26 protein-coding genes, 1 tRNA gene and 1 riboswitch are annotated in these 25,525 nt (G+C 50.9%); of the genes, 5 read left to right on the top strand and 22 right to left on the bottom strand.

What is annotated here, in order from left to right:
* Positions 1-80: 80 nt before the first annotated feature.
* From gltA to LG219_RS02155, 7 genes are all read right to left on the bottom strand, one after another.
* Entirely contained in the window at positions 81-1,367 is a 1,287-nt protein-coding gene (gene gltA, locus LG219_RS02125; RefSeq protein ID WP_226762895.1) for a citrate synthase, read from the bottom strand.
* Positions 1,368-1,401: 34 nt separating this feature from the next.
* Positions 1,402-1,647 carry an FAD assembly factor SdhE gene (locus tag LG219_RS02130; RefSeq protein ID WP_226762896.1) on the bottom strand — a complete coding sequence of 82 codons (246 nt, stop codon included), beginning with the start codon at positions 1,645-1,647 and terminating at the stop codon, positions 1,402-1,404.
* Between the two features lie 70 nt (positions 1,648-1,717).
* A complete protein-coding gene (locus tag LG219_RS02135) occupies positions 1,718-2,431 on the bottom strand; it encodes a succinate dehydrogenase iron-sulfur subunit (RefSeq protein ID WP_226762897.1) in 714 nt (237 codons plus the stop codon).
* 71 nt (positions 2,432-2,502) lie between these two features.
* On the bottom strand, positions 2,503-4,296 hold the full coding sequence (gene sdhA, locus LG219_RS02140) for a succinate dehydrogenase flavoprotein subunit (RefSeq protein ID WP_226762898.1): 1,794 nt from the start codon (positions 4,294-4,296) through the stop codon (positions 2,503-2,505).
* Entirely contained in the window at positions 4,293-4,643 is a 351-nt protein-coding gene (gene sdhD, locus LG219_RS02145; RefSeq protein ID WP_226762899.1) for a succinate dehydrogenase, hydrophobic membrane anchor protein, read from the bottom strand. Before sdhD ends, sdhA begins: the two co-directional genes overlap by 4 nt.
* Entirely contained in the window at positions 4,637-5,011 is a 375-nt protein-coding gene (gene sdhC, locus LG219_RS02150) for a succinate dehydrogenase, cytochrome b556 subunit (RefSeq protein WP_226762900.1), read from the bottom strand. Before sdhC ends, sdhD begins: the two co-directional genes overlap by 7 nt.
* 90 nt (positions 5,012-5,101) lie before the next feature.
* Positions 5,102-5,821, bottom strand: a complete 720-nt coding sequence (locus LG219_RS02155; protein WP_226762901.1) for a GntR family transcriptional regulator — start codon at positions 5,819-5,821, stop codon at positions 5,102-5,104.
* A 231-nt stretch (positions 5,822-6,052) separates the two neighbouring features.
* Between LG219_RS02155 and LG219_RS02160 the strand changes: the two genes are divergently transcribed.
* Positions 6,053-7,033: a malate dehydrogenase gene (locus LG219_RS02160; protein WP_226762902.1), complete on the top strand. Its 981-nt coding sequence runs from the start codon at positions 6,053-6,055 to the stop codon at positions 7,031-7,033.
* A gap of 79 nt (positions 7,034-7,112) precedes the next feature.
* On the opposite strand, the gene LG219_RS02165 is transcribed toward LG219_RS02160, so the two are convergent.
* The 14 genes from LG219_RS02165 to LG219_RS15365 all read right to left on the bottom strand — a co-directional run bounded on the left by LG219_RS02165 (position 7,113) and on the right by LG219_RS15365 (position 19,781).
* On the bottom strand, positions 7,113-7,538 hold the full coding sequence (locus LG219_RS02165) for a ProQ/FINO family protein (protein ID WP_226762903.1): 426 nt from the start codon (positions 7,536-7,538) through the stop codon (positions 7,113-7,115).
* 177 nt (positions 7,539-7,715) lie between these two features.
* Positions 7,716-7,791 (bottom strand) — tRNA-Thr (locus LG219_RS02170).
* Positions 7,792-7,974: 183 nt separating this feature from the next.
* Entirely contained in the window at positions 7,975-9,444 is a 1,470-nt protein-coding gene (locus LG219_RS02175) for a cobyric acid synthase (protein ID WP_226762904.1), read from the bottom strand.
* A 119-nt stretch (positions 9,445-9,563) separates the two neighbouring features.
* Positions 9,564-10,349, bottom strand: a complete 786-nt coding sequence (locus LG219_RS02180; protein WP_226762905.1) for an ABC transporter ATP-binding protein — start codon at positions 10,347-10,349, stop codon at positions 9,564-9,566.
* Positions 10,346-11,332: a FecCD family ABC transporter permease gene (locus LG219_RS02185; RefSeq protein WP_226762906.1), complete on the bottom strand. Its 987-nt coding sequence runs from the start codon at positions 11,330-11,332 to the stop codon at positions 10,346-10,348. The genes LG219_RS02180 and LG219_RS02185 overlap by 4 nt, the downstream gene beginning before the upstream one ends.
* A 36-nt stretch (positions 11,333-11,368) precedes the next feature.
* Positions 11,369-12,256: a cobalamin-binding protein gene (locus LG219_RS02190; RefSeq protein WP_226762907.1), complete on the bottom strand. Its 888-nt coding sequence runs from the start codon at positions 12,254-12,256 to the stop codon at positions 11,369-11,371.
* Positions 12,257-12,391: 135 nt separating this feature from the next.
* Positions 12,392-13,678, bottom strand: a complete 1,287-nt coding sequence (locus LG219_RS02195) for a cobyrinic acid a,c-diamide synthase CobB (protein WP_226762908.1) — start codon at positions 13,676-13,678, stop codon at positions 12,392-12,394.
* A gap of 13 nt (positions 13,679-13,691) precedes the next feature.
* Positions 13,692-14,138 (bottom strand): YiiD C-terminal domain-containing protein, encoded by a 447-nt coding sequence (locus tag LG219_RS02200; RefSeq protein ID WP_226762909.1) that lies wholly within the window; start codon positions 14,136-14,138, stop codon positions 13,692-13,694.
* A gap of 209 nt (positions 14,139-14,347) precedes the next feature.
* Positions 14,348-14,950: a cob(I)yrinic acid a,c-diamide adenosyltransferase gene (cobO, locus tag LG219_RS02205; RefSeq protein ID WP_226762910.1), complete on the bottom strand. Its 603-nt coding sequence runs from the start codon at positions 14,948-14,950 to the stop codon at positions 14,348-14,350.
* Positions 14,951-14,985: 35 nt separating this feature from the next.
* Positions 14,986-15,774, bottom strand: a complete 789-nt coding sequence (locus LG219_RS02210; protein ID WP_226762911.1) for an ABC transporter substrate-binding protein — start codon at positions 15,772-15,774, stop codon at positions 14,986-14,988.
* Between the two features lie 8 nt (positions 15,775-15,782).
* The gene (cobD, locus tag LG219_RS02215) at positions 15,783-16,835 is read right to left on the bottom strand and encodes a threonine-phosphate decarboxylase CobD (protein ID WP_226762912.1); all 1,053 of its coding nucleotides are present in this window, start codon (positions 16,833-16,835) and stop codon (positions 15,783-15,785) included.
* Positions 16,828-17,781 carry an adenosylcobinamide-phosphate synthase CbiB gene (cbiB, locus tag LG219_RS02220; RefSeq protein WP_226762913.1) on the bottom strand — a complete coding sequence of 318 codons (954 nt, stop codon included), beginning with the start codon at positions 17,779-17,781 and terminating at the stop codon, positions 16,828-16,830. The genes cobD and cbiB overlap by 8 nt, the downstream gene beginning before the upstream one ends.
* A gap of 2 nt (positions 17,782-17,783) precedes the next feature.
* Positions 17,784-19,658: a TonB-dependent receptor domain-containing protein gene (locus LG219_RS02225; protein WP_226762914.1), complete on the bottom strand. Its 1,875-nt coding sequence runs from the start codon at positions 19,656-19,658 to the stop codon at positions 17,784-17,786.
* On the bottom strand, positions 19,659-19,781 hold the full coding sequence (locus tag LG219_RS15365; RefSeq protein WP_255587464.1) for a hypothetical protein: 123 nt from the start codon (positions 19,779-19,781) through the stop codon (positions 19,659-19,661).
* Between the two features lie 6 nt (positions 19,782-19,787).
* A riboswitch (cobalamin riboswitch) is annotated at positions 19,788-20,051 on the bottom strand.
* Between the two features lie 198 nt (positions 20,052-20,249).
* Here LG219_RS15365 and LG219_RS02230 point away from each other — a divergent pair.
* The 4 genes from LG219_RS02230 (at position 20,250) to LG219_RS02245 (ending at position 24,217) form a co-directional block, all read left to right on the top strand.
* Positions 20,250-20,810: a GbsR/MarR family transcriptional regulator gene (locus tag LG219_RS02230; protein ID WP_173534061.1), complete on the top strand. Its 561-nt coding sequence runs from the start codon at positions 20,250-20,252 to the stop codon at positions 20,808-20,810.
* A 9-nt stretch (positions 20,811-20,819) separates the two neighbouring features.
* The gene (locus tag LG219_RS02235) at positions 20,820-22,151 is read left to right on the top strand and encodes a cytochrome ubiquinol oxidase subunit I (RefSeq protein WP_226762915.1); all 1,332 of its coding nucleotides are present in this window, start codon (positions 20,820-20,822) and stop codon (positions 22,149-22,151) included.
* A 2-nt stretch (positions 22,152-22,153) separates the two neighbouring features.
* Positions 22,154-23,179, top strand: a complete 1,026-nt coding sequence (locus LG219_RS02240) for a cytochrome d ubiquinol oxidase subunit II (protein ID WP_226762916.1) — start codon at positions 22,154-22,156, stop codon at positions 23,177-23,179.
* A gap of 585 nt (positions 23,180-23,764) precedes the next feature.
* Positions 23,765-24,217: a GNAT family N-acetyltransferase gene (locus tag LG219_RS02245; protein ID WP_226762917.1), complete on the top strand. Its 453-nt coding sequence runs from the start codon at positions 23,765-23,767 to the stop codon at positions 24,215-24,217.
* 329 nt (positions 24,218-24,546) lie between these two features.
* Here the strand turns inward: LG219_RS02245 and LG219_RS02250 are convergent, their stop codons facing one another.
* On the bottom strand, positions 24,547-25,431 hold the full coding sequence (locus LG219_RS02250; protein ID WP_226762918.1) for a DUF6268 family outer membrane beta-barrel protein: 885 nt from the start codon (positions 25,429-25,431) through the stop codon (positions 24,547-24,549).
* Positions 25,432-25,525 lie beyond the last annotated feature (94 nt).

Consider the following 25,525-nt stretch of genomic DNA (forward strand, 5'->3'; position numbering starts at 1 on the left):
CTAAGACTTGCATTTGTGCGCTTAGGCCGGTCAATGCTGCTACGCCCTCATGGGGTACATAAGGGCGCAGGAACGGGGTCTTAGCCGCGTTGATCAATAGGTACAAAATCACGTTTTTCCGCGCCAGTGTATTGCTGACGTGGACGACCGATTTTCATCCCTGGATCAGAAATCATTTCATTCCAGTGGCTAATCCAACCTACAGTGCGTGCCAAGGCAAAAATCACCGTAAACATCGGCACTGGAATACCCAAGGCCGATTGAACAATGCCTGAGTAAAAATCAACGTTTGGATAGAGTTTACGCTCGATGAAATACGGATCTTCCAGCGCGATTTTTTCCAATTCCATTGCCAATTTGAATTTCGGATCGTCTTGCAAGCCCATTTCAGCCAAGACTTCGTGGCAAATACGGCGCATCACATTAGCGCGTGGGTCGGTGTTTTTGTAAACACGGTGACCAAAGCCCATCAATTTATGCGTCTTGGCTTTCACACCATCCATAAAGGCCGGTACGTTTTCTACTGAGCCGATTTCGTCCAGCATTACCAAGACCGCTTCGTTGGCGCCGCCGTGCGACGGGCCCCACAAGCAAGCGATACCTGCAGCGATACAGGCAAATGGATTCGCACCAGACGAGCCGGCCAAACGCACGGTCGACGTTGATGCATTTTGTTCGTGATCGGCGTGCAAGGTGAAAATCACATCCAGCGCGCGCACCAATACTGGGTTTGGCACATACGGCTCGCACGGCGTTGAGAACATCATGTGCATGAAGTTGGCGGTGTAGCTCAAATCGTTGCGTGGATAAACGAATGGCAAGCCTTGGTTGTAGCGATAACACATGGCGGCAACGGTTGGGATTTTTGAAATCAAACGGAACATCGCCACTTTACGATGCTCTTCGTTATTGATATCCAAACTGTCTTGATAAAATGCGGACAATGCGCCGACCACACCGACCATCATCGCCATTGGATGCGCGTCACGGCGGAAACCGTTAAAAAAGCGCGTCAATTGGTCGTGAATCATGGTGTGACTCATGACGGTTTTTTCAAAAACAGTTTTTTCAGCCGCGGTTGGTAACTCACCGTTGATCAACAAGTAGCAGACTTCGAGGTAATCGGAATCTTCTGCCAACTGCTCGATAGGATAGCCACGATAGTACAACTGCCCTAAATCACCATCGATGAAAGTGATTTTGGATTCGCAACTGGATGTCGCTAAAAAACCTGGGTCGAAGGTAAACATCCCCGTTTGCGAAAATTTACGGATATCTACAACATCAGGACCCAGCGTGCTCGGCAACACTGGGAAATCGAGTGTGCTTTGTCCGTCGTTATACGTTAGCGTGACTTTCTTATCCATCTATAGACTCCTGTTAAACAGCCTAAGCTGTACGTTACTGTTGTGCGGCGCTGATGCGCGCTATCATCACGGCCATCGGTGCGTCAGGACACACCGACTTGCCATTGACGTACTCTAAAAAATCCCAATCGGGCAGCATTAAAACTTGCTCATACACAGCCAATTCAGACTCAGATAACGTAGGTAAAACATCGGAAACGAAGCGCTCCAATTGCAAATCCAATTCCAGCAATCCGCGGCGAGAGCGCCACACAATTCGTTTGAACTCGACTTCATCCATCCAGACCCCCTATGGGTATAACCATGCAGGCTTTATCACAAAAAGTCTAGAAGGATATACCCACTTATCATCAAGAAATACGCTTCACCATTAAATCTTTAATCTTGCCGATGGCTTTCGTTGGATTGAGCTCTTTCGGGCAAACATCAACGCAATTCATAATGCTGTGGCAACGGAACAAACGATAAGGATCTTCTAGATTATCCAAACGTGCGCTGGTGGCTTCGTCACGGGTATCGGCAATAAATCGATACGCAGCAAGTAAGCCCGCCGGACCGACGAATTTGTCCGGATTCCACCAGAACGATGGGCATGCTGTTGAACAGCAAGCGCACAAAATACACTCGTACAAGCCATCGAGTTCTTTACGATCTTCTTGGCTTTGCAAGCGTTCACGATCGGGCGCTGGGCTGTCGTTAATCACATACGGTTTGATCGAATGATATTGCTTAAAAAACTGCGTCATATCGACGATCAAATCACGAATCACGGGCAGACCGGGCAATGGACGGACTTCGATTGGCTGTTTGAGCGTATCGATATCGGTAATACAGGCCAGACCATTTTTGCCGTTGATGTTCATTGCGTCCGAGCCACACACACCCTCGCGGCATGAACGGCGGAACGACAACGACTCATCGACCACTTTGAGTTTGACTAAGGCATCGAGCAATTTACGCTCAGTGGTGGTGTCAACATCAACGCTGATGTCTTGCATGTACGGCTTGGCGTCTTTATCTGGATCGTAACGATAAACGCGAAATTTTACGGATTGTGTAGTCATTTTTTACCCTCACCCCTTGCCCTCTCCCAAAAAGAGAGGGGGAATGTAGACGCCCAAAAGGCGTAAATTAATTAATACGAACGCGTCTTCAACGCGACAGAATCCACCGTCAGCGGCGTTAAATTGACGGGTTTATATTCAAGGCGATTGTCTGAGCTAAACCACAGACTGTGTTTTAGCCAGTTTTTATCGTCACGACCATTCGGTTGCTCTGGACTATCAATGGCATCGTCACGCACGTGCGCGCCGCGTGATTCAGTGCGCGCATTGGCCGAAATCATCGTCGCTTTCGCCACTTCGATCAGGTTTTCTAATTCCAACGCTTCAAGACGCGCGGTATTAAAGGTTTTCGATTTGTCGGCAATGACCGTGGTTTTAATCATTTTTTCGACTTCGAGAATCTTCGCCACACCTTCAGCCAACATGTCTTTAAAGCGGAACACACCGGCATGCGCTTGCATTGTGCGTTGCATCGCCAAGCGCGCTTCATTGACGTTGGTGCCTGTGGTTTGATTGTCCAAACGGGCAACGCGCGCCACAGTGCGCTCAACGTCTTTCATCGCGACTTCAGGGAAGGATTCGTGATGCGATTTGATGTAGTCGATCATTGAATTGCCAGACGACTTACCAAACACCAGCAAATCGAGCAATGAATTGGTACCCAAGCGATTAGCGCCGTGCACTGAAGCACAAGCGCATTCACCGGCGGCGTAGAAACCTTTGACCGTTTCGTCGCCCATCACCACTTCGCCCTTGTAATTGGTCGGAATACCGCCCATTTGGTAGTGGCACGTTGGTACGACTGGGATTGGTGCTTTAATCGGGTCAACACCGGCAAATTTGATCGATATTTCGCGAATGCCCGGCAATTTAGACATAATCACTTCTGGGTCTAAATGCGTAATATCCAGCAAAACGTGATCTTTATTTGGGCCACAACCACGGCCTTCGTTAATTTCAGTCACCATTGCCCGCGAAACTACGTCACGCGAAGCTAAATCTTTGGCATTTGGTGCGTAGCGTTCCATAAAGCGTTCGCCGTTAGAGTTGCGTAAAATACCACCCTCACCGCGCACACCTTCAGTAATCAACACCCCCGCACCAGCAACGCCAGTGGGGTGAAATTGCCAGAATTCCATGTCTTCTAACGGCACACCCGCACGCGCTGCCATCCCCAAACCATCACCGGTATTAATAAAGGCATTGGTGGAAGAAGAATAAATCCGGCCTGCGCCGCCAGTGGCAAACAAAGTAGCTTTGGCTTGGAAAATCACGATTTCAGAGGTTTCCATCTCCATCGCGACTACGCCTTGCACCACGCCGTTCTCGTCACGAATCATGTCAAGTGCCATCCACTCAACAAAAAACTGCGTATTGGCGCGAACATTACGCTGATAAAGCGCGTGTAACATCGCGTGACCGGTACGGTCAGCCGCCGCACAGGCGCGGCGAACTGGTTTTTCGCCAAAGTTGCTCATATGGCCGCCAAATGGCCGCTGGTAAATTGTGCCATCAGCATTGCGATCGAACGGCATACCAAAGTGCTCAAGCTCAATCACCACTTTTGGTGCTTCACGGCACATAAATTCAATTGCGTCTTGATCCCCTAGCCAGTCCGACCCTTTTACGGTGTCGTACATATGCCAAGTCCAATGATCTGGCTCAGAATTGCCCAGTGAAGCCGAAACACCGCCTTGCGCTGCCACGGTGTGCGAGCGTGTTGGGAATACTTTAGATAGAACAGCGGTTTTAACCCCTGCTTCAGACAATTGCAGTGCGGCACGTAAACCCGCACCACCCGCACCAACGATCAGCGCGTCAAACTTGCGAACAGGAATTGGACGCTTGGTAGACTCTTGGCTCATAAAACACCCCACACAACTTTAACCATATAAATCAAGCTCGCCAGCAACCACAGCAGCGTCAGCACATGCATTGTGAGCTTTACGCCAATATGCTGAATGTAATCCATCCAGATGTCGCGAACGCCAACCCAGGCATGCCATAGCAATGCAATGATCGTAATCGTCGTGACAATTTTTACCCAGGTACAGGCGAACAACGCTTGCCAAGCTTCAAACGACGCGCCATTAGCAAACAAAATAAAGGCAATCACACCCACGGTGTATGCCAACATAATCACGGCCGTTACGCGCTGTACCAGCCAATCACGCAAACCATAATGCGCGCCAACAACATGACGATTTACCATGTGATCGCTCCAATAATGACCGTCAATGACAAGCTCACGGCCAGCACCACATACGAAGTAAGGCGTGCTGTTTTTAAATCCAAGCCTTTATGAATATCCAAACACAAGAAGCGCAAACCAGCACAAGCGTGATGCAAATAGGCCCACAAAACAGCCAATAAAAACAACTTCACCAATGGATTGCTGATGCAGTCTTTAAATGCCGCAAAACGCTCATTGGACGCCAAAGAGCCTTCTAGCGCATATAACATCAATGGGATGGCTGCGAACATCAACAAACCGCTAATGCGGTGCAAGATGGACACAATCCCCGGCAATGGCAAACGAATCTGCCAAAGCGCGAGGTGTTTTGGGCGTGTTTTTTGCATACGCTCTTTCCTCTCTAAGTTACAAATAAAGCTCTAAGAGCTCAGGTTGCCTGATTTAGTCCTTAAAGGAGCTGTTATCAGTATAAAAATCTATGCAAACGGCGCAGGTTCAAAAGCAAGTGTCTCGGTTTTAAGCCAAGCAACACTCCAAACTTGCGGTTTGCCTTCAAAATCTCTCGCCAAACGAACCAGCTGCAGTAGCGGCTCATTCAAATCCACCATCAGTAAGCGCGCCTCATTTTGTCCTGCCGCTACGGCGCGGTACCGTACCTCGCCATCACGCAAACGAACCCCAAAATCGCGCCAACACAATTCACGCAAATTACCTTTTAACTCACGAATCCGCCGAATATCGAGGTTGGGGAATCCGGCTTCTGGCAACAACATTTCTTCTAACCCAATAACAACACCCGAAACCCTAAGTAAGCGACGAACTTGCCATAGTGCAGCTCCCCTTCGCAAACCTAAAATATCTGCCAACTGCTCGCCAGCATGAATCCGCACACAACCAAGTAGTTCAATTTTGGGCGCTACACCGTCCGCCCCAGCCAAGGGTAAAAAATGCCCTCTTGCTAGAAAATCATTCATTCCTGCCACAAAAGTACCAACACCCTGACGCCGATATAACACACCCTCGGCCACCAAGGAATCGAGCGCCTTACGTACCGTGCCTTGACTTACACCAAATCGCACACCTAGCTCGATCTCACTCGGCAAGCTTTCATCTTCCTGCCATTCACCTGCCTCAACCGCAGTCATAACTTCGCGTATCACTTGCTTGTAAAGAGGTTGCGCCGCTAGTTTTTTCATTCCAACTTTATCTTTTATCATGTTGTCGATGCTGAGTCTACTACAGTCTTATATAAGACAAAAGATATAACACTCGATTTTTGTTTTTTTTAAACTGACTACGCACCCAATCATCATCGTGTTAAGATTACTTGCTACGTATCAAAGATCTCGCTTTGTAGCCACAATCAAAGCGACCAAATGCTTATTTACTTGATGGCGATCAACCGCCACTTACTTGGAGTATGCTCGATGAAACAACCTATTCGCGTTGCTGTTACTGGCGCTGCAGGTCAAATTGGTTACAGCCTTTTGTTCCGCATCGCCTCTGGTGCCATGCTTGGCGCAGACCAGCCTGTAATTTTGCAATTACTCGACATTACACCTTCGCTACCGGCACTCAATGGCGTTGTCATGGAATTGGATGATTGTGCATTTCCTTTACTACAAGGAATCGTACAAAGCGACGATCCAAAAGTGGCATTTAAAGATGCTGATATTGCCTTACTCGTTGGCGCCCGCCCACGCGGCCCCGGCATGGAACGCAAAGACTTACTCGAAGCTAACGGCGCAATCTTTACAGCTCAAGGCCGTGCACTGAACGAAGTTGCAAGCCGTGACGTTAAAGTTCTGGTAGTCGGCAATCCAGCCAACACCAATGCCTATATCGCCATGAAAAACGCACCGGACCTTAATCCAGCCAACTTCACCGCCATGATGCGTTTAGACCACAACCGCGCCATGACCCAAGTCGCACAAAAAACCGGCACTACGATTGGCGACGTGAAAAAAATGATCATCTGGGGCAATCACTCTGCCACCCAGTACCCGGATATTTTCCACGCAGAAGTGAAAGGCGCAAATGCAGCCACTTTGATCAACGATCAAAAATGGCTAGAAAGCGAATTCATTCCTACCGTACAACAGCGTGGCGCAGCCATCATCAAAGCACGCGGCCTATCTTCTGCCGCATCAGCCGCCAACGCAGCCATTGATCACATCCGGAACTGGGTTTTAGGCACACCAGAAGGCGACTGGGTCACAATGGGCGTACCTGCCAATGGTGAATACGGCTACAGCGATTTAATCTACGGCTACCCTGTTACCTGCAAAGACGGCAAATACGAAATTATCACTGGTCTTGAAATCAGTGAATTTAGCCGCACCCGCATGGACGCCAGCGCCAAAGAGCTCTCAGAAGAGCGCGACGCAGTCAAGCATCTACTCGCTTAAACGCACCCATTAAAATCGAGTTAAAAAAAAGCCCACTGCAATGCAGTGGGCTTTTTTACATACTTTCATTCAACTCAAATCAATCACGCGCAAACTTTGCGGCCAATTGATTGAGTTTTTCTAATTTTTGCGCTTCAGCCACTTTAGCGGCTTCAGCTGCTTCTTTTTCTTTGCGTTGAGTTGCCGCTTTTTTGAAGTATTCGTGCAAGCTATTTGCCGCAAATACGCGCTGATCTTCCGTTACCTCATCAGCCTGGCTGCCATCCAAATTAAAACGCACTTTGGCCACCTGCATCGCCTTAAGGTAGCGCAGCGAGCGTGTATGCATCGCCAATGCTTGGCGCAACACACGATGACTCAACTCTGGCCGAGCGGCAAATAGTTGTTTGTCGACGCCAATGGCCAGCGGCAAGCAGTCCCGAAATACAGGGCTATTTTTTTGTAATTCTCTCAACAATGCCGGAGCACTAATCGGTGAAGCAGGCTGCGAATCAGCGGTAGTCATCAAACTTCCTTAAAACGATAGAAACACTCTTAGTGGCAGATTTTATCAGACCCAGACCCGATCTTGCTGATATAAGTATAAAAATCACACGACTTAACAAAAAAACAGACGAAATACTTCGCCGCAGTAACGAAAAAAGGGTTGTAGCTCATAAAAGCTACAACCCTTAGATTTCTTTGGTGCCGACGGCAGGAATCGAACTCGCGACCCCCTGATTACAAGTCAGGTGCTCTACCAACTGAGCTACATCGGCAACAGGCGTGCATAATATCTAACGATCGCCACTTGCGCAAGTTCTTTTTTGAAAAAATATCAAAATATTTTCTTTCCCTCAAAAGACAGGCTCAAAACACCGCACGCCAAACTGCGCAGCGACACCATCCCATCCACACAAACATCGAGCGCAACAGCAGACCAAGCCAGTGCAATCATCATCTTACAAAGGCAACAGACCCACTTGTTGCGCTTTTTGCCAATCCATCGCAAAATCCAGCGCATCAGCCAGCCTATCGATCTCAGCATTCAGTTGTGCATCGGCATCGGGCAACAGATCGACCGATCCGCACCAACCGGCCCAAGCCAATAACGCCGTCAACGCTGATAATTGATCGAACAATCCATGCAAATACGTGCCGATGATTTGCCCATCGCTTGAAATCAACCCTTCGGTGCGACCATCATCCAATTGCAACAAACCCTCCCAGCCGTCACCGTGCAAAGTACTTTGCCCGACATGGATCTCATATCCGGCCACTGCCCCCGTCAGCCCCTTGGCGATCAACTGCCCCGTCACCAAGCGTAATTGCTTCTCCGCCTCCAAATACGTATTCATGGGTATATAGCCCAAGCCCTTGCTTGATGCTTGCCGCGATTCAATACCCACCTCATCAATAATGAGCTCACCCAACATTTGATAACCACCACACACCCCGATCAATTTACCGCCGTAGCGTAAATGGGTGGCAATCTGTTGATCCCAGCCTTGCTGGCGCAACCACGCCAAATCGCCCTGCGTATTTTTACTCCCAGGCAAAATCAATAAATCGCACGCCGGCAAGGGCTGATTGGGATTGGCAAATTGGCAGTTAATCCCAGCAATTCGGCGCAGTGGATCAAAATCGGTGTGATTAGATATGTGTGGCAAGGTGGCAATGACGATTTTAAAATCGCCATCAACGCCGCTGGCGGTGCGCGGCACAGCGTCTTCTGCCGCAATATCCAAACCATGCAAATACGGCACCACCGCCAATACTGGCTTACCGGTTTGGGCTTCTAGCCAATCACAACCAGGCTGCAACAGCGCAATATCGCCGCGAAAGCGATTAATAATAAAACCCTGAATGCGCGCCTGCTCTGATTCTGACAGACACGCCAAAGTCCCCACAAAATGCGCAAACACCCCGCCGCGATCAATATCGGCCACCAGCCACACCGGGCAATCGGCCTCTTCGGCAAAGCCCATATTGGCAATGTCGCCAGCGCGTAAATTCACTTCCGCCGGACTGCCTGCGCCTTCAACCAACACCCAGTCGTATTGCGCCGCTAACCGCTGCCAAGACTCAAACACCGCGGCGCGCGCGGTGGTTTTATACGCGTGATAATCCACCGCATCGAGGTTACCAATCGATTTGCCTTGAATAATCACCTGCGCGCGGCAGTCACTCGAGGGTTTGAGTAGCACCGGATTCATATCGGTATGCGGTGCCAAACCACAAGCAAACGCCTGCACTGCCTGCGCACGGCCGATTTCACCGCCATCGGGCGTCACTGCCGAATTAAGCGCCATATTTTGCGGTTTAAACGGGGCCACCGAGATGCCTCGGCGCAGCAACAAGCGGCACAGCGCGGCGGTGAGCGTTGATTTACCGGCGTCGGAGGTACAACCTTGAATCATTAAAGTCGGCATAAAATTCATCCACAAAAAGCAAAACCGCACGGCCCCCCGCACGCTTGGCTAGCGAGCCATCCAGCTTAGCCAAACGGAGTATGCAACACGGTTTATTTAAAAGAGAAATTCAAAAAATCTTAACGCGGAATAAACCACGCCCGATCGGGCGTCGTGATTTCAACAATCGGATGATGGTATAGCGCAGTCAGATGATCCGCGGTTAACACCTCAGCGCGCGGCCCCGCCAACCAGCGACCATCACCAAACAACAACAATACACGGCAATGCTCAGCGGCAAAAAAATGCGCGTGATTTGGGTCATGCGTCACCATCACAATGGCGCGCCCCTTGGCTTGCTCTTCGCTGAGCACCTGCAGCGCTTGTTGTTGATGCCGTAAATCAAGTTGCGATAAAGGCTCATCGAGCAATAACAACGGCGCGTCTTGCGTTAAGGCGGTGGCCAATGCTACGCGGCGGCGCTCACCACCGGATAAAGTCGCCAAATCACGCGCAACCAGCAAGGACAAATCCAACCGCGCCAACTGCGCTTGCGCCAAAGCCACGTCGGCGGCGCCTTCCCAAGCAAAACGCGATAAATGCGGGTGGCGGCCGGTGAGGACTTTTTCCAGTACCGTGAGGGGGAATGGGCATTCATCTTGCTGCGTTTGCCACGCCAGCATTTTAGCGCGCTCACCATGCGGCCAATCCATCCAAGGCCGCCCTTGCAGCGCAATCTCACCAGCGGCCAGCGCGTGCCAGCCGGCCATTGCGGATAATAAAGTACTTTTACCGCAGCCATTTTCGCCCAACACCAGCCACACTTCACCCGGCTGAATGTGCAATGACAAATCGTTAATCAAGCAGCGATCCGCTTGGGCAATGCTCACTTGCTGCAACTGCATGGAGATCGGTTGAACGCTCATCGCACCGCCCGCCGATTTAATAAATACAAAAACGCCGGCACACCCAACAGCGCCATGACCACACCCACCGGCAACTGCTGCGGCGCAATCAAAGTGCGGGCAATGATATCGGCCCACAGCAAAACAATGCCGCCGGCCAACGTCGCCGCTGGCAATAACAGTCGCAAATCTTGGCCAATCATCAATCGCAGCGCATGCGGCACAATCAAGCCGACAAAGCCGATCATCCCAGCGGTAGTGACCGCCAAAGCGCTGGCTAAAGCGGCAGCAAAATACAGCACCCAGCGCAACCGTTGATGATTTAAACCCAAGGCATGCGCCGATTCGGCCGCCATGCCCATAATATTGAGCTCACGCGCCAAGGGCCAAACCAGCAACAATAAAACACACAACACCGCCGCCCCCGATTGCCAATGCGCGCCCGCCAAATCACCCATTAACCAAAACACCATGCCGCGCAATAAACCATCGGGCGCCATGCTCAGCAATAAAGACGACAAAGCGCCACAAAATGCCGCCAACGCCACCCCGGTCAACAATAATCGGGTTTGCGTACTCGAGCGATCGCGCCCAGCCAGCAAAAAAACAATCAAAATACTCAATAAAGCGCCCGTACCGGCGGCAGCATTGACGCCCAAAGTACCCACCCCGAGTAATAACGCCAACAGCGCGCCGACACTGGCCCCGCCCGAGGTACCCAGTATATAAGGGTCTGCCAAAGGGTTACGCAGCAGCACTTGCTGCAAAGTCCCCGCCAAAGCCAACAAGCCGCCAACCACCAAAGCCGACACCGTGCGCGGCAATCGCAGCTCAAGCACCACGTCGCGCGCCAACGCTGATTCGGCGTTGTCATACCAAAACTGCCATGGCCGCAGCGATGTACTGCCCACCGACACACTGATGGCCACGCTCAGTAACAGCACAAGCAATAACACGCTCAGCGTCAGCAGCATTTTTTGTGGCGTTAACCGCGCCAAATTCATCTTTTTATTCCCCAGCAACGTCGGTATGACCGCGCATTATTTAACTTGTCGAACTTGCTCTACCGCTTCGCACATCGCTTGCGCGCCATCAACTAAGCGCGGCCCCATGCGGCTGATGATGTCTTTAGGCAGCACATAAAACTGATTATTCTTGCTCGCGCTGAGGTTTTTCCAACGCTGCCAACTGGCCAAAACGTCGCCCTTCACCCCCGGCTCGCCGCTGGTCATAATCGCATCTGGATTGGCCACCAACACCGCCTCGACATCCACTTTGGGCGTGAGCTCTGGCAAATGGCCAAACACATTCACCGCACCACACAAGCGCATCACATCCGAAATAATTTGCGTGTTATTGATCGTCATTAAAGGCCGATCCCAAATCTGATAAAACACCCGCACTGGCGTTCGGCCAGAATAGGTTTTTTCTAACCGCGCCAATTGCTCGCGATAGTGTTTGGCCGCCTTGGCCGCGCCCGCTGTTTGCTGGGTTAATACCCCCAAGCGCTCCAGCACCGTTGGCACATCGGTCATTTTTTTAGAAAAAGTCGTAAACACCGGAATCCCCAACTGCTTAATTTGATCAAGCTGGCGCTGTGGATTGCCGCTACCCCAAGCAATAATTAAATCGGGCTTTAGCGCCCGAATGCGCTCTAAATCAAAACCGTTATACCCGCCAATGCGCTCAATTTCTTTGGCCTTGGCCGGATAATCACTGTAATTAACCGCGCCGACAATCAAGTCGCCCGCGCCAATGGCAAACAAATCCTCAGTCGCATGCGGCGCTAAACTAATAATGCGCGCGGCGGGTTTGGCTAGCGTGACCGTCACGCCCAAATCATCTTGCACACTGACTGCCGCGCTCACTACAGCAGTCGCTAACGAAGCAGTCACCACCATCACGGCCAGTTTAAATTTAAAACTCATATTTAATTCCAATCTTCCAATCATGATGCCAATTTGTAATACCGCGGCGCGACGTCATGCTGACGTCAAAGCGCCAACGATCAGCGCCAGTTGACCCACGCTGACCATCACCCAAACCATCGATCAAACCAATCATCAAACCGCGCCAAACAATGCCGCCGTCGCGATTGGACTACTCATAAACCACGCATGCAAATACGAAGTCTGCAAACTACCTTGCCGGTATATCGCCTCAGCACTAGAGCCTAAGCGGCATGGCGAACCATACCCTATAGGCGCAAGCTGCGTCTGCAATGTTGAATAATGAAACGTATGCCCACGCAGCGCCCCCGACCCTAAGTCAAAACTTTGCGGCCCAAGCGCGGCTAAGCGGGTTTGCATGCTCACCTGTGCAGGCAACACGCCCCACATCGCCTGCTCGGCACCATCGAGCAAAGTCAGCGATTTGCATATTGCAATCATCCCGCCGCATTCAGCCCAGATGGGTTTGTCCTCGGCCACATGCTGCGCCAGCGCAGCGCGTATCGTCGGATGCGCGGCCAGTTGTGCCGCGTGCAACTCGGGGTAACCGCCGGGCAACCACACCGCATCACAAGCGGGCAAAGCCTCGTGCGCCAGCGGGGAGAAAAACTTGAGCTCCGCGCCCAAAGCCGTCAAACACGCCAAATTGGCCGGATAAATAAAACAAAATGCCGCATCGCGAGCAATCGCAATCCGTTGACCCACCAGCAACGGCGCGATTTCGCTGGCAATCGGCGCGGCAAATTCAATGGTTGGCAAGTTTTTCGCGTTACCAATGGGCTGCGCCGCTAGCACATCGGCCAGTGCATCGAGTCTCTCGGCTAAATCGGGAATTTCTGCTGGCAGCGCCAAACCCAAATGCCGCTCAGGTAGCGGCGCAACGCGCCCAAGCCAACCTTGCCAATGCGCCGCCCTTGCCGACTCTTGCAACATCTGCGCATGGCGCTCGCCCGCCACTTTATTAGCCAATACACCAAAAAACGGCAAATCTGCGCGGTAATGCGCCAAGCCAAACGCCAGCGCACCAAAGGTCTGCGCCATTGCGCCCGCGTCGATCACCGCCAACACCGGCAAACCAAACTTCACCGCCAAATCGGCGGTACTTGGTTCACCGTCAAACAAACCCATCACCGATTCGATCAAAATCACATCAAAATCGCGCGCCGCTTGCGCCAGCATTTGCCGGCACAAATCCTCACCGACCAGCCATAAATCCAGATTATCCACCGGCGCAGCGCTGGCAAAACCCAGCAGCAAGGGATCCAAAAAATCAGGCCCGCATTTGAAAACCTTAACGCGCAAACCTTGCCGCCGATACAGCCAAGCCAAGCCAGCGGTGATGGTGGTTTTGCCTGAGCCTGAGGATGGGGCGGCGATCAATAAAACAGCAGATGAACTCATAAAAAGTGAATACCTAGGTGTGAATCACATAGTTGCCAACAAACCGCACTGCAATGCCCTGCGCGGTGATGATTTGCACGGGCAGCGCAATCCGCCCTCGCCCTTTACGGGCAAATAATTTCAAGCAATGCGCAAAATCGGTATCGCTAATTACATTGCATTCGGCGTGAATTGTTTCAACTACGGGCAATAAATAATCAATCTTGGCGTCTTGAATCACGATATGCGCGTGAATGCCTGCAGCATGCAATTGTGCAAACACCATACTCCAGCCAGCCAACACCGCAACGGCATACAAGCTACCGCCAAATGCGGTGCATTTATGATTGATGTTCGGCGAGAGTGGCGCACTAAGTTGCACTCGCTGAGTCGTAGCATGAACAACCTGTATACCAATTTCACGCGTTAACGGGATTTTTTCGTGTAGCGTTTTTTCTAGTAGCGGAGCTAACTCACTCATGACAGATTCCAATATTGGTACGCGTAAACCGAAATCATCGTAGGGTGCCAATGAGCGCAGCGAATTGCGCCGCGAAGCAATTACGCTTTGGGCGCAGCCTCATACGGTGCAACGGTGCAATTCGCGTTGCTCATTGACACCCTACCTTGTTTTTTTTGACATCAAGAAAACATGAGCAGCCTAGCCTTAAACACCCATCGCAGGGGCAATTACCACTCCAAGCCCTTTTGCGCTTTGATACCCGATTTGTAAGCATGTTTTTCATCCGCCAACACGGTGACGGTATCGGCAATTTCATGCAATTGAGTAATCGCGGCGCGGCCGGTGACGACGACGTGTTGCATCTCGGGGCGTGATTCTAAATCGCGCAATATGATGTCTTTATCGAGGTATTTGTAAGATAAGCAATACGTCAGCTCGTCAAGCACCACCACGTCGTAGCTTGGATCGTTCAGCATTTTGGCCGCCATCGCCCAAGCGGTTTCTGAGCGGGCTTTGTCGGCGTCAAAGTTTTGCGTTTCCCACGTAAATCCATCCCCCATCACATGCCATTCGCAGTGCTGACCCAAAAAGGCTTCTTCGCCAGTGTCGGTGCGGTTTTTAATAAATTGCACTACGCCCACTTTAAGCCCATGACCAATGGCGCGCGCGACCATACCAAAAGCGGACGATGATTTACCTTTGCCGTTGCCGGTGAGCAAAATCATGATGCCGGTGTCGATATTGGCTTCGGCGATATGCGCGTCGATAATGGCTTTTTTGCGCGCCATGCGCGCGGCGTGGCGCTCGTTTTTAGCTTGGTCTTGACTCATGCTGACAACTCCGAAATTAAAATAAATAGTCGATTTTACTGCTCGCACAGCTGGCGAATATGCGCTTGAATCTGTGGCAAACCACGGGTGATGGCCGTAATGCCGGGAACGAGTAAATCTTCACTTTTGATTTCAAACACCTGCTGATTTTTTACTGCAGCAATGACGTCCCAGCCCGCCCTCGCGGTTACGGTTTCCGGCGCAAAAGCTTGCCCACACCAACTACCAAGAATTAAATCTGGTGCGCCCGCAATCACTTGCTCTGGCGTCACTGTGCGATCTTTGGCACGCACTTTAGGCGCAATCTCGGCAAAAATATCGTCGCCACCGGCAATCGCGATCAGCTCCGACACCCAGCAAATACCGGTATACAGCGGCGTATGCCATTCCTCGAAATACACTTTGGGTCGCCATACAAAGTGCGTCGCAGCGAATTTGGCGGCAGCAATCTGCGCGCTTAACTCGGCAATTAAGGCATTGGCGCGCTCAGTACAGTCGAGCAATAAACCCAAGGTGCGAATCATATTAAAGATACCGGCGATGCTGCGCTGATTAAAAAACAGCACTTCATAGCCCGCCAAAACACACTCTTTAACCATCTCGCCTTGTAAGCTTGAATACGCCAAAATCAAATCGGGTTCAACTGCCAATATTTTTTCGACTTTGGCACTCGAAAACCCGCAAATAATCGGATGATTTTTAGTCACGCCAGCAGGGTGGCGCGAAAAGGCCGAGATACCCACAATGCGCTGCTGTTGCCCCAAGGCATACAGCACTTCGACGGTTTCGCTACTTAAACAAGCAATTCTTTGCGGGCCGTGCATGCTGACTCCTAAGTCGATTGAGCTTGCGCTGCAGCGCGCGCTAAACGCTGCGCAAACTGCGCTTGTTGCTGCAGCGTTAACGCGCCAAAACGCAGCGCATTAACACCAACATCTTGGGTATTGAACACCCGAGCATATATGCCATTGGCTGCCAGCGCATACCCCCATTGATCAATCTGATCGACCACACAAAACTGCATCAGTGGATGCTCGCTGCTTGGGATTAAACCGTGCGTCATTAATTGCGCGCGCATCGCTTGGCCTGCTTGCTGCAAACACGTTTTTTGCAATTGCTGCCACGCCACATCCGCTAAGGCCAATTGTCCAGCCCATAATGCGGGGCCACTCACCGACCATGGGCCGATGATTTGCGCCAAAGCCGCCAATATGGCTTGATCAGTAAAAACAAGCCCCAAACGCAGCCCTGCCAAACCAAAAAACTTGCCAATACCACGCAAAACAATCAAGCCAGAGCGATGAGGCTGACTCGCGGCTTGGCACACACTCTCAGCGGCATCAACATCAATAAAGGCTTCATCAACAATTAACCAAGCACCACGCGCGGCCAATCTGGCGTGCATGGCCAATAGCTGCTGCGCCGTCCAACAGTGCCCATCAGGATTATTGGGATTGACTAAAATCAGCACGTCCAGCGTATCGAGCGCGGCATCGATCTCGTCTCGCGCCAGTACACACATCACATGCCCTGCCAACTGCCAACGCCATGCATGCTCGGCATACGACAAGCGTAAAACGCCGACGCGGCAAGGCGCGCGCAACTGCGGCAAAGCCACAATTGCCGCTTGCGATCCCGCCACCGGCAAACACTGGGCACTGCCGTAATATTGTTTCAGCACCACCCCAAACTCAGCGCTGATTTGCGGCAAACGCTGCGCGACCGATTCGGGCATCGCCGGCAAAGGGTAGCTGTAAGGCGAAATCCCCGTTGAGCAATCGAGCCAATCGGCGTCACCGCCACCAAAACGCGCTTGTACTGCCAATAAATTGCCACCATGCCGTGGCGCTGCATGACATGGCCTGCCCTGTTTAAAATCAGCCACTATGAATCACCATCGCAAAGAATAAAACCAAAACCATCCCGCCCAGCCAACATGCCAGCGTAGTTTGAATGAGCTGAATGCTACGCGCGATATCTGGCGCACTAGCCAACGGGCCAAAGCCTAATTCAGGCCGCAGCTCAATTTGACCATGATAAGGCGCCGCACCGCCCAAGCGAATCCCCAGCGCGCCAGCGCCCGCGGCCATCACCGGGCCGGCATTGGGGCTATCCCACAGCGGCGCTTGCTGTCGCCATGCCATGAACGCCAATCGAGTTTGCCCAAGCAAAGCGTAAGATACCGCACACAATCGCGCTGGCACCCAATTGAGCACATCATCCATGCGCGCCGCACAACGGCCAAAGCGCAGCCATTTTTGCGTTTTGTAGCCCCACATCGCATCCAAGGTATTGGCCAAGCGATGTACGAGCGCGCCCGCGCCACCCAATAGCATGAAATAAAACAAACTGGCAAAAATCGCATCCGCGCCATTCTCTAAACACGATTCCACCGCACCAGCGGCGACTTGGGATGCATCGAGCGCTTGGCAATCACGGCTGACAATTTTTTGCAATTGCGTGCGCGCCAAGGGTAAATCGCCAGCCAATAACGGCGCACCAATTGCCGCCACATGCGCTAATAAACTTTTTGCGCCCAGCGAAAACCACAACGCCCAAGCATCGAGCGCATACGCCCATAGCGGCGAATATTGCATGACTTGCCAGCGCAGCCCAATAAACACGCCCAGCGCACCGCCGACTAAAATCAGCCAAGCCAAGCCACCGCGAAGCACCAAGCCAGCACCGCGATTGAATCGCTGCGCTAGCGTGTTGGCAAGTCGGCCAAAGCCAACTAAAGGATGGTAGCGACGTGGCTCTCCCCAGCAGCATTCGAGCAGCAGCGCAACGCACAGCGCCGCCAATAGTCCGGTGGGGTTAAGCCACATCATACTTACTTAGGCTGCCAGCGCACACTGACAATCCCATTCACACCCAAACTACCGTAATCTTTGGCCAATTGATAATCACGATTAAATAGATTATTCACGCGAGCATGCAATGACCAATCTTTATCCAGCTGATAGCTCGCTGCCAAATTAGTCAGCGCGTAGCCAGCCAAGACTTTCTTATTGGCGGCATCATCAAAACGCTGGCCTTGCGCCTGCATTTCAACACGCGCCATCCAAACTGGCGTTTGTAAACCCACATACGCTACGCCAGCGTGCTTAGCGCGGCGCGCCAATTGGCGGTCTTTATTCGCACCCGAGGAGGTATCTCTCGCATCGAGATAGTCGTAGCTCGCGCCAGCGATATACCCCGCAGATTGCCAATCAGCAGTCAGCGTTGCGCCACCTAATTTAGCGGTGCCGATATTGCTCGGCTGCCACAGACCTGACGGCGTTGGTGCCCATTCAATCAAATTGGTGACTTTATTTTCATACACCGTGAGCGAGCTTTGGAAGCGATTAGTGGCAAAGCGAACAAACACTTCCTTACTATTGGATTCTTCAGGCTTAACGTTTGGATTACCTGAACCTGGCCAATACAAATCATTAAAGCTTGGCGCTTTAAATGCGGTGCCCATGGTGGTGCCAAGCGACCAATCATCATTGGCTTGCCAAGCCAAGCCCAGCGTGCCGGTGTTATTGCGGCCGTATTGCGAATTGTCGTCGCTTCGACCATTTAATTGCAGCGTCACGTCCGACACCGTCACCAAATACGCCGCCAAAACGCTATTAATTCGGCGATGGTCAACACTGTAATCAGTGTCACTCGTTACTTTTTGCCCTAGCGTTTCCGCGCCCACTTGCACTGTGCCACCCAAAATCGACAAGTCATTCACCCACGACAATAAGCTTTGCTGGGTTTTGATTTTGTTGACTTGATCGCGATAATCATTCGCTGACAATGGGGTGTAATTTTTGCCTTCGTCAATACTGGTACCGGCCTTTAAATGGCTAGTCCAGATGTCATTCCATTGATTTTTTGACCAAACATTGGCGCTACCATTGAATGACTTGTCGCGATAATCGTAGCTTTGCGCTACTGGCTTAAACGCAGAATTACTGATTGAACTGTCGTAATGATTTTCACCCCACGCACCCAAAGCGCTTACGCCAAAAGCATGCTGAGCGTTGATTTTATGCTGGGCTGCGAGCGACAGACTGTTATTTTCATAACCGTCTTGATCAGGATTGTAATTGCTGTTTTTTGGATTCACGATGGCGTTAATACCATCGGTTTTAAAATGCGCGGCGGTGATTGAATAGCGCGTTGATGCATCACCACCGGCTAGCGTGGCTTTGGCATCGACGGTATTGTGATTGCCATAACCGATTTCGGCGCTCGATTTAGCATCGCCTTGACGAGTAAAAATCTGAATCACGCCGCCAATGGCGCCGCTGCCATATAAGCTGGCGGCTGGGCCGCGCAAAATCTCAACCCGCTCAATTTGATCTAATGGAATATTTTGCAGCGATGCACCGCCCAGCGTGGCCGAGCCAAAATTAACGCCGTCGATCAACACCAAGGTTTGCGAGTTATTCGCGCCGCGTAAGTAAACCGAAGTCGATTTACCCGGACCGCCCAAATTACTAATTTGGATGCCAGGCTGGCGCGACAGTACTTCTTGTAAGCTGGAGTTGCCTTGTGCGGCGATGGCCTCACGATCGAGTACGGTGACATCACCGACCACTTCGCGCAGTGGCTGCGCAATACGCGTGGCGGTGACAACTACGTCGTCAAGCTGGGTGACTTCGGCCATCGCTGGCAAGGTCGCCAAGGCCGACAAAATCAATAGGTAGGTTTTGCTGATGCTGGTGTTCATTTAGGTCTCCGGCAATACGCCCGTTGCATATTGCATATTAAAAACAGGAAACCGCGCAGAACACATCACCATCGCATCAACGACAAAGACCATTCCGCCACGGCGTCCCTGCCAGTGCGTCAATCTCGCTCAATTGCGAGCAACAAGGCCGGTCTCCGGGCTAATCAGAAAAATACATCGCCTTCCCACCTACTGCAGCGCTTGAATGGCCGATAACGGCCAATAAACGCTAAACATTGAGGCAGTGGCTAAAGCAAAGCGCATCGTTGCTGCGCTGTGTTTTGTGATGGATCCACACTGAAATACCGTTGCAGGGGCAGCACAGGGTTTAAACCTGTTTCCCGTTTAAATTAATCGCTTACACGATCAATCACCTTGAATGGCGGGCATTGTAACGTAAACGCTATAGCACCACCTTTCTGGAATATGACTATCGCTTAATTACAAAATCGTATCGGCCGCCTTCTGTCGAAAAAACAAGCACTTAGTGCGTAACAAGTTCAGCAAACTGATTTTCTAGATTGCAATATTTTTCTGCAAAGAATATGATCCATATCAAATTTCACAAATTACTGAAAATTCAAAACATTCATGAACCTCACTCCTTTGATTCAATCGTTTGTGCTGCACTTTGGCGAGATGGGTAGCCGCTGGGGCATCAATCGCACCGTTGGCCAAATGTACGCTCTGCTGTTTGTTAGCGAAAAGCCACTTAACGCCGATGAAATGGCCGAAGCGCTGGGCTTTTCCCGCTCGAACGTCAGCATGGGGCTCAAAGAGTTGGAGTCTTGGCGATTGGTGAAATTGCAGCATTTCCCTGGGGATCGCCGCGAATACTATTCAACGCCCGAGGATGTGTGGGCGATTTTTAAAACGCTGGCCGATGAAAGAAAAAAACGTGAAGTAGAACCAACGCTGTCGATGCTGCGCGAAGCACTGATGGAAACGCCCGCCAACGAAGCCGAGCGCCATGCGCAGGCCCGAATGGGCCAAATGCACGATTTGATTGACCTAACTACCAGCTGGTTTAGTGACATTCAAAAATTAGACGTTGAAACACTGAAAAAGCTCATGACGCTGGGCGCTCAAGTACAAAAGTTTTTAGAGTTCAAACAAAAATTATCATTCCCTCGCTCAAGCGAGAAAGAGTAAGGAATCAATATGCTCCCCGAAGCCACCGGTCTACTCGACCCGATTGTATTAGCGCGAATTCAATTTGCCGCCAATATCACTTTTCATATTTTATTCCCAACGATTAGCATCGCCATGGGCTGGGCATTGCTGTTTTTTAAACTGCGCTTTAATGCCACCGGCGAGCAAAAATGGCTGGATGCGTATGGCTTTTGGGTCAAGATTTTTGCGCTGACTTTTGCGCTGGGCGTGGTGACCGGCATTACGATGAGTTTTCAATTTGGCACCAATTGGCCGGGCTTTATGAAAACCGTCGGCAACATCGCCGGACCATTGCTGGCATACGAAGTGCTCACGGCGTTTTTCCTTGAGGCGACTTTCTTGGGCATTATGTTGTTTGGCCAGAAAAAAGTCAGCAATCGGATTCATACGCTGGCGACGGTGTTAGTCGCTGGTGGCACTACGTTATCGGCATTTTGGATTATTGCGCTCAATTCTTGGATGCAAACGCCGGTTGGCTTTGAAATGATTAACGGCCAAGCGCATGCCACCGATTGGTTAGCGATTATTTTCAACCCTTCGATGCCCTATCACTTAAGCCATATGCTGCTGGCTTCAGGCTTAACGGTGGCGTTTTTACTGGCGGGTGTATCGGCATTTCGCTGGCTCAAAGGCCAACGTGACGCCAGCATTATGGCCTCGCTTAAAACCGGTGTTTTCCTTGCTGCAGCCTTGATTCCATTGCAAATTTTCTTGGGTGATTTACACGGCATTAATACGCTCAAACATCAACCGGCCAAAATTGCCGCGATTGAAGGGATTTGGCATACCGAGCGCGGCGCACCGCTAACGTTGTTTGCCCTACCCAATGCAGCAACGCAAACCAATGAATACGCGATTGCGATCCCAAAACTCGCTAGCTTGATTTTAACGCACGATATAAATGGTGAGTTGCAAGGCATTAACGCTTTTGCTGATCACCCTCCGGTGGCCAAAGTGTTTTGGAGTTTTCGCGTGATGGTCGGCATGGGCATGCTAATGCTCTTGGTGAGCTGGCTGGCGGCATGGCAATTGCGCGGCGGCAAAACTTTGTCACCGATGGTGTGCAAACTCTTGATCGGCATGACGTTTAGTGGCTGGGTTGCCACCGTTGCTGGCTGGTATGTGACTGAAATTGGGCGTCAACCTTGGTTGGTTTACGGCGTACTTAAAACCAGCGATGCGGCGTCCAATGTCGGCGGCGGCATGATTTTAAGCACCTTAATCATGTACCTCACGCTGTATGCCTTCTTACTCGTTTCTTATATTTCGGTGGTGTTTTACCTCGCCAACAAAGCAGGCCGCCCTGCTCAGGAGCAATAATCATGTTGAGCACAATTGATTTGGCCTACTGGCTGCCGGTGATTTTTGCTGGCTTGATGGTGGTGTCGATGTTCGCCTATGTTGTTTTGGATGGGTATGACCTTGGCGTCGGCATTTTGCTTGAGCTAGAACCCGATACCAAAGAAAAAGACCAAATGATCGCCTCGATTGGCCCATTTTGGGATGCCAATGAAACTTGGCTGGTGTTGGGGGTTGGTCTATTGCTGGTCGCCTTTCCTTTAGCACACGGCATTATTCTCACCGCGCTGTATTTGCCGGTGGCGTTGATGTTGTTAGGCCTGATTTTACGCGGTGTGGCGTTTGATTTTCGCGTTAAAGCGCGCGCGCATCATCAGCCGCTATGGAATCGACTGTTTTTTGTTGGCTCATTACTGGCCACCGTTTCGCAAGGCGTGATGCTCGGTCGCTACATCACCGGTTTTGCGCCCGGCTGGGGTGCTTGGGGCTTTGCGCTGTTGGTCGGCGTGAGTTTGGCCGCAGCGTATGCGCTATTGGGCGCGGGTTGGTTGTTGATGAAATCAACTGGCGCGTTGCAGCAGCGGGCGATTGTTTGGGCGCAAGGCAGTTTATGGATTGCTATTTTGGCAACGGTGTTAGTGTCAGTGGCTACGCCGTGGATTAGCCCACGGGTATTTGCGTTGTGGTTTTCAGTGCCGAACGTATTTTTGCTCGCGCCAGTGCCATTAATGACGGCGATTTTATTTGCTGTGATTGGCTTTGCGCTACCGCGCTTGGCGCAGCGACAAAGAAACGGCAATGATAATTTTTGCTGGATCCCCTTTGCTGCCACGGTGGGTATCGTTTTACTCTCGTTCTTTGGCTTGGTGTTTAGTATTTTCCCGCATTTGGTCATCGATCAACTCACCATCTGGCAAGCGGCGAGCAGCCCTGAAGCCTTACTGATTATGTTTTGCGGTGCAGCGATTGTGTTACCGACGATTATTGGCTACACAATTTATTCTTACTTTGTATTTTGGGGCAAAGCGAGCGAGCTTAGTTACGACTAAAGCACCGCGATATGTTCACTTGTTTAAGCCATCCTGCGGGATGGCTTTTTTTACGCCCTATCCATCCTCCAAATCAATCCAGCTATCAATCTCGACATCAATCGGTTGATGATCACTTTGAGGCCCCGATTTAACTCAGCCCGTTAATGCACCGCGCTTCTAAACTAAAAACCTAGGCGCAGGCGTAGCCGAGCACCTTCGCCGTAGGCGAAACAATGGGTTCTCCGCAGGAGAAATAGTTTTTCCTTATTTTTTGTTTTGCTGTTTTTTTTCGCCAAAGGCGAAAAACTCAAAAAAAATTTTCTAGCTTCGCCACTCAAACCTAAACCAAGGTTGCGCGGGCGGCGCGGCGGGCCGTGGCGCGAAAAAACCCAACAACAGCATGATATTAATGTCAGCTTTTGACTTTTTCCCTTGATGGCGCAGCCATCTTCGCCGCAGGCGAAACCCCAAAAAAATTTTCCAGCTTCGCCACTAACACCTAAACCAGCGTTGCGGGCGGGCGGCGGGCCATTTCCGTTCGTATGATTTCCAGTTGCTTGTTTTGCATGTAAGATAGTGGTTTTATCTTCACCACCTTCGACGATGAATCAACACCTAATCCGCCGCGCCACCGCCAGTGATGCAAGCCATATTGCCCTGTTACTCACCCAACTGGGCTACCCCGCCAGCCAAGATCAAGCCACGCAGCGTATTGCCTATATGGCAACGCCATTGAATGCGCTATTTGTTGCTTGCACAGCACAGAACGACACCCCGCTCGGCCTAGTTGGTATCCATCTATTGCCCATGCTGCACTGCAGCGCCCTACTTGGCAAAATCACCGGGCTGGTCGTTGATGCAAACTATCGCGGCCAAGGTGTTGGATCTGCGCTGATGCAAGCGGCAATTGATTTTGCCACTGAGCATCAAGCGCCCAGAATCGAAATCATCAGTGGCAACCATCGCCCAGAAGCGCATGCTTTCTACCGAAAATTAGGCTGCGTAGCCACCGAGCAAACCAAATTTAATCTGCTCACGCCGGTACACAGCGCATAAAAAAAGCGCCATCTTGATGATGGCGCTTTGACTTAAAAGCAAAATTTGCAGCAATCGGTAAGCGAAAAAACCAATCAATCCACTAGTGCCAATCTAGATTCCATGGGCCTCATTAAGCAAACCGCTTAGCTATAGGTATTGGGCTATAAAGCACATTAAATAAGCGCTGCCGTAATATACCTAGCTCAAATTTTCTTGCTTATCTTTTCTACTTCAGTTGATTTTTTAGGGTCGCTTGCAAACGAGCGCATTATTTAGACCGTCGGCTAAAGCCGACCCTACAAGATCATTACCTTTATCAATGCAAGATATAATCGATAAAGTATTAATTAAAACTGCCCCGACAGACTCAGCCCCAAAAATGGCATCGTCGCGTAGCTTTCACTGATCAAAGCTTCGCCTTGTTGATTGCGGATTTTAAATTCGCCGTTCAGTGCCGCGCCAGCATAAAAATCTAGGCGTGTGCTCGGGGCAAATTGATAACCAGCACGAACAAATAACGGTACTGAGTTGTTTTCTAAAATGCCATTAGCCGCGATAGGGTTATCACTGGCCAAACGAGTTTGGTAACTGCGCCATGTGCCACCGGCGGCAAAGTCCCAAACACTGGACGCTTTCCACGATAACTCCAACCCTGCGGGGCCAACAGGCCCGGCGACAAAGGGGTTTTTTAAGCTGAGTTGATCGCTAATTTGCCAATTAAGTAATACAAACGGAAACACCACGTTTTCATCAAAACTCTGCCATGCGCTCACCCCTAAACCCAGCATTAAGCGCGGCGAAAAATAATGCGCCACATAGGCATTACCACCCCAATTGATACTCTCGCCCTGATCGGCCCCCGCTTCAGCCGCATATTGCACGCCCGGCGTTAGGCCAAAAATCCAGCCATCGGCAGTCACAAAACGATATGGCATCGAGAGTTCCAGCCGATTTAAATCTTGCCACGGCGTTTTTCCACCCCAAGCCACTGGCGCATCAAAATGCCATTGCTGTTGACTGGCGCTCAGCGCCAAACCAAGGCTGTGCTGTGCATCAATTTGCTGATTCACACTCAGCGACGCCATCAGCCATTCGCTACTGACTTCACCGCCAGCCTCTAAATCAACATTGGGCATTACCACTGGCGTGACGCTGTAATTAAACGTCGCTTCGCTCGCGACCGCGCACCATGGCAACAAAGCCAAAAGTGCTGTGATTAAGGTTTTTTTCATTCAATGAATCGATTAAAAGTAAGAATTTGCTCGCGAGTTTAGCGACACCTTTTGCGCAACGCGATTTATTTATCCGCGGTGTCGCGTCAACGTC

It is taken from the genome of Deefgea salmonis (genome assembly GCF_020531905.1).
Lineage (GTDB): Bacteria > Pseudomonadota > Gammaproteobacteria > Burkholderiales > Chitinibacteraceae > Deefgea > Deefgea salmonis.